This is a genomic window from Microbacterium sp. STF-2 (assembly GCF_034650155.1).
GTDB classification, from domain to species: Bacteria; Actinomycetota; Actinomycetes; order Actinomycetales; family Microbacteriaceae; genus Microbacterium; species Microbacterium maritypicum_A.
The window spans coordinates 1-5,373 of record NZ_JARKMW010000004.1 but is presented as its reverse complement, the minus strand read 5'-3'; the positions used below and the strand labels follow the sequence as shown (position 1 = coordinate 5,373).

The 5,373-nt window shown below is 54.6% G+C and carries 3 rRNA genes; all 3 read right to left on the bottom strand.

What is annotated here, in order from left to right:
* Nucleotides 1–8: 8 nt before the first annotated feature.
* Nucleotides 9–125 (bottom strand): 5S ribosomal RNA (gene rrf / locus MicroSTF_RS19195).
* Between the two features lie 108 nt (nucleotides 126–233).
* Nucleotides 234–3,338, bottom strand: a 23S ribosomal RNA gene (locus MicroSTF_RS19190).
* 414 nt (nucleotides 3,339–3,752) lie between these two features.
* Nucleotides 3,753–5,276, bottom strand: a 16S ribosomal RNA gene (locus MicroSTF_RS19185).
* The 16S, 23S and 5S rRNA genes sit together here, the layout of an rRNA operon.
* Nucleotides 5,277–5,373: the final 97 nt, after the last annotated feature.

Below are 5,373 nucleotides of genomic sequence, written 5' to 3'. Positions count from 1 at the left end.
TAAAAGGAGTCCGGCGGTGTCCTACTCTCCCACAGGGTCCCCCCTGCAGTACCATCGGCGCTGTGAGGCTTAGCTTCCGGGTTCGGAATGTAACCGGGCGTTTCCCTCACGCTATGGCCGCCGAAACACTATTGATGTTTCAATCAAACACATAACAAAGTCATTGTTGTTATGCGGTTCTCGACCGTACATCGAGAACCACTCAGTGGACGCGTAGCACCAACAAACGGTGTGTTATCAAGTCATCGGCTTATTAGTACCAGTCAGCTGCATGCATTACTGCACTTCCACATCTGGCCTATCAACCCAGTAGTCTGGCTGGGAGCCTCTCACCCGAAGGTATGGAAATCTCATCTTGAGGCCGGCTTCCCGCTTAGATGCTTTCAGCGGTTATCCATCCCGAACGTAGCTAATCAGCGGTGCTCCTGGCGGAACAACTGACACACCAGAGGTTCGTCCAACCCGGTCCTCTCGTACTAGGGTCAGATCCTCTCAAATTTCCTACGCGCGCAGCGGATAGGGACCGAACTGTCTCACGACGTTCTAAACCCAGCTCGCGTACCGCTTTAATGGGCGAACAGCCCAACCCTTGGGACCTACTCCAGCCCCAGGATGCGACGAGCCGACATCGAGGTGCCAAACCATGCCGTCGATATGGACTCTTGGGCAAGATCAGCCTGTTATCCCCGAGGTACCTTTTATCCGTTGAGCGACAGCGCTTCCACAAGCCACTGCCGGATCACTAGTCCCGACTTTCGTCCCTGCTCGACCTGTCAGTCTCACAGTCAAGCTCCCTTGTGCACTTACACTCGACACCTGATTGCCAACCAGGTTGAGGGAACCTTTGGGCGCCTCCGTTACTTTTTGGGAGGCAACCGCCCCAGTTAAACTACCCACCAGGCACTGTCCCTGAACCGGATTACGGTTCGAAGTTAGATATCCAGAGTGACCAGAGTGGTATTTCAACAATGACTCCACACGAACTAGCGTCCATGCTTCAAAGTCTCCCACCTATCCTACACAAGCCACACCGAACACCAATACCAAGCTGTAGTAAAGGTCACGGGGTCTTTCCGTCCTGCTGCGCGTAACGAGCATCTTTACTCGTAATGCAATTTCGCCGAGTTCGCGGTTGAGACAGTTGGGAAGTCGTTACGCCATTCGTGCAGGTCGGAACTTACCCGACAAGGAATTTCGCTACCTTAGGATGGTTATAGTTACCACCGCCGTTTACTGGGGCTTAAATTCTCAGCTTCGCCTTGCGGCTAACCGGTCCTCTTAACCTTCCAGCACCGGGCAGGCGTCAGTCCGTATACATCGTCTTGCGACTTGGCACGGACCTGTGTTTTTAGTAAACAGTCGCTACCCACTAGTCTCTGCGGCCTCCAAACGCTTTCGGGAGTAAATCCCTATACGCCGAAGGCCCCCCTTCTCCCGAAGTTACGGGGGCATTTTGCCGAGTTCCTTAACCACGATTCTCTCGATCTCCTTGGTATTCTCTACCTGACCACCTGAGTCGGTTTGGGGTACGGGCGGCTAGAACCTCGCGTCGATGCTTTTCTTGGCAGCATAGGATCACCCACTTTTTATCCGCATCGTGTCTCAGCCTATGTGAATCGCGGATTTGCCTACGACTCGGCCTACGCACTTGCACCAGGACAACCATCGCCTGGCTTGGGCTACCTTCCTGCGTCACACCTGTTAATACGCTAACCGCACCAGAATGGGGTCGTGCGCTAGGCCCAGAGCGTCACCCCGAAGGGATCAGTCACTGGGATTCAGACACTTAGCACTACTGGATTAGCTTGGGCGGTTCTTCGCCGGTACGGGAATATCAACCCGTTGTCCATCGACTACGCCTGTCGGCCTCGCCTTAGGTCCCGACTTACCCAGGGAAGATTAGCTTGACCCTGGAACCCTTGGTCTTTCGGAGGACGTGTTTCTCACACGTCATTCGCTACTCATGCCTGCATTCTCACTCGTGTAGCCTCCACGGCTGGTTTACACCGCCGCTTCGCTGGCCACACGACGCTCTCCTACCCATCAACACGGCTGGACCACGAAGGCCTACCAATAATGTCAATGCCACAACTTCGGTGGCGTGCTTGAGCCCCGTTACATTGTCGGCGCGGAATCACTTGACCAGTGAGCTATTACGCACTCTTTCAAGGGTGGCTGCTTCTAAGCCAACCTCCTGGTTGTCAAGGCAACTCCACATCCTTTCCCACTTAGCACGCGCTTTGGGACCTTAGTTGGTGGTCTGGGTTGTTTCCCTCTCGACTATGAAGCTTATCCCCCACAGTCTCACTGCTGCGCTCTCACTTACCGGCATTCGGAGTTTGGCTGACGTCAGTAACCTTGTAGGGCCCATCGGCCATCCAGTAGCTCTACCTCCGGCAAGAAACACGCAACGCTGCACCTAAATGCATTTCGGAGAGAACCAGCTATCACGAAGTTTGATTGGCCTTTCACCCCTATCCACAGCTCATCCCCTCAGTTTTCAACCTAAGTGGGTTCGGTCCTCCACGACGTCTTACCGTCGCTTCAACCTGGCCATGGATAGATCACTTCGCTTCGGGTCTAGGACATGCGACTGAATCGCCCTATTCAGACTCGCTTTCGCTACGGCTACCCCACACGGGTTAACCTCGCCACATATCGCTAACTCGCAGGCTCATTCTTCAAAAGGCACGCTGTCACCCCTACTAAGGAGGCTCCAACGGTTTGTAAGCAAACGGTTTCAGGTACTATTTCACTCCCCTCCCGGGGTACTTTTCACCTTTCCCTCACGGTACTTGTCCGCTATCGGTCATCTGGGAGTATTTAGGCTTATCAGGTGGTCCTGACAGATTCACACGGGATTTCACGGGCCCCGTGCTACTTGGGATACTCTTCGCGCCAAGAGAGGCATTTCGACTACGGGGTTGGCACCCTCTATGACCGGCCTTTCAAGACCGTTCGTCTATACCTTCTTGTAACGCCGCCACCTCGGCAGAGATGACTGAAAAGTCCCACAACCCCCAACGTGCAACGCCTGCCGGCTATCACACACGCTAGGTTTAGCCTGTTCCGGTTTCGCTCGCCACTACTAACGGAATCGCGGTTGCTTTCTCTTCCTGTGGGTACTGAGATGTTTCACTTCCCCACGTTCCCTCTACCCGCCCTATATATTCAGGCGGGAGTCACTAGGTCGGCACGCCGCCCAGCGGGGTTTCCCCATTCGGACACCCTCGGATCAAAACTTGCTTATCAGTTCCCCGAGGCTTATCGCAGATTGCTACGTCCTTCTTCGGCTCCAGATGCCAAGGCATCCACCGTTTGCTCTTAAAGACTTGAAATCACATGAGTTTGAATCAAAAACTCGACCCCATCCGAAGATGGAATCTGAAATTGACTAATGATCTTTAAGATCATCTTGTGCAACTGACCGAAGCCAGCTGCAAGATGCTCGCGTCCACTGTGTAGTTCTCAAAGTACGGGCGGTGCCCCTATCCACAACCCCACACGGGGGAAACAGAAAGAGGCCCAGAGGTTCAGACCAGATCCCGAAAGATCCGCATCCGGTCCCTCAGGACCCAACAGCGTGCAGGTGCGACATCCGCCACCCTCCCCGTTCCAACCACCGAAGTGGCGTACTAGAGAAGAACAACATCCTTCGCACCATGTCAAATGTTCCACCCATGAGCTCCCAGCGAGAAACGAACGTTCTCGATCTGGGTTCTGGACACCCGAAAGTGTCAGATGCTCCTTAGAAAGGAGGTGATCCAGCCGCACCTTCCGGTACGGCTACCTTGTTACGACTTAGTCCTAATTACCGATCCCACCTTCGACGGCTCCCTCCACAAGGGTTAGGCCACCGGCTTCAGGTGTTACCGACTTTCATGACTTGACGGGCGGTGTGTACAAGACCCGGGAACGTATTCACCGCAGCGTTGCTGATCTGCGATTACTAGCGACTCCGACTTCATGAGGTCGAGTTGCAGACCTCAATCCGAACTGGGACCGGCTTTTTGGGATTCGCTCCACCTCGCGGTATTGCAGCCCTTTGTACCGGCCATTGTAGCATGCGTGAAGCCCAAGACATAAGGGGCATGATGATTTGACGTCATCCCCACCTTCCTCCGAGTTGACCCCGGCAGTATCCCATGAGTTCCCACCATTACGTGCTGGCAACATAGAACGAGGGTTGCGCTCGTTGCGGGACTTAACCCAACATCTCACGACACGAGCTGACGACAACCATGCACCACCTGTTTACGAGTGTCCAAAGAGTTGACCATTTCTGGCCCGTTCTCGTATATGTCAAGCCTTGGTAAGGTTCTTCGCGTTGCATCGAATTAATCCGCATGCTCCGCCGCTTGTGCGGGTCCCCGTCAATTCCTTTGAGTTTTAGCCTTGCGGCCGTACTCCCCAGGCGGGGAACTTAATGCGTTAGCTGCGTCACGGAATCCGTGGAATGGACCCCACAACTAGTTCCCAACGTTTACGGGGTGGACTACCAGGGTATCTAAGCCTGTTTGCTCCCCACCCTTTCGCTCCTCAGCGTCAGTTACGGCCCAGAGATCTGCCTTCGCCATCGGTGTTCCTCCTGATATCTGCGCATTCCACCGCTACACCAGGAATTCCAATCTCCCCTACCGCACTCTAGTCTGCCCGTACCCACTGCAGGCCGGAGGTTGAGCCTCCGGATTTCACAGCAGACGCGACAAACCGCCTACGAGCTCTTTACGCCCAATAATTCCGGATAACGCTTGCGCCCTACGTATTACCGCGGCTGCTGGCACGTAGTTAGCCGGCGCTTTTTCTGCAGGTACCGTCACTTTCGCTTCTTCCCTGCTAAAAGAGGTTTACAACCCGAAGGCCGTCGTCCCTCACGCGGCGTTGCTGCATCAGGCTTGCGCCCATTGTGCAATATTCCCCACTGCTGCCTCCCGTAGGAGTCTGGGCCGTGTCTCAGTCCCAGTGTGGCCGGTCACCCTCTCAGGCCGGCTACCCGTCGACGCCTTGGTGAGCCATTACCTCACCAACAAGCTGATAGGCCGCGAGCCCATCCCCAACCGAAATTCTTTCCAGACGCAGACCATGCGGTCACGTCACATATCCAGTATTAGACGCCGTTTCCAGCGCTTATCCCAGAGTCAGGGGCAGGTTGCTCACGTGTTACTCACCCGTTCGCCACTGATCCCACAGAGCAAGCTCCGTGTTCACCGTTCGACTTGCATGTGTTAAGCACGCCGCCAGCGTTCATCCTGAGCCAGGATCAAACTCTCCGTAAAAAAGAAATGCATACCCCACCGGGAAAACGGTGACGCAGCGAGTTTGATGCTGACCAAAGAGACAAATTCATTGCTGACTTCATCCATTGCCAACCCC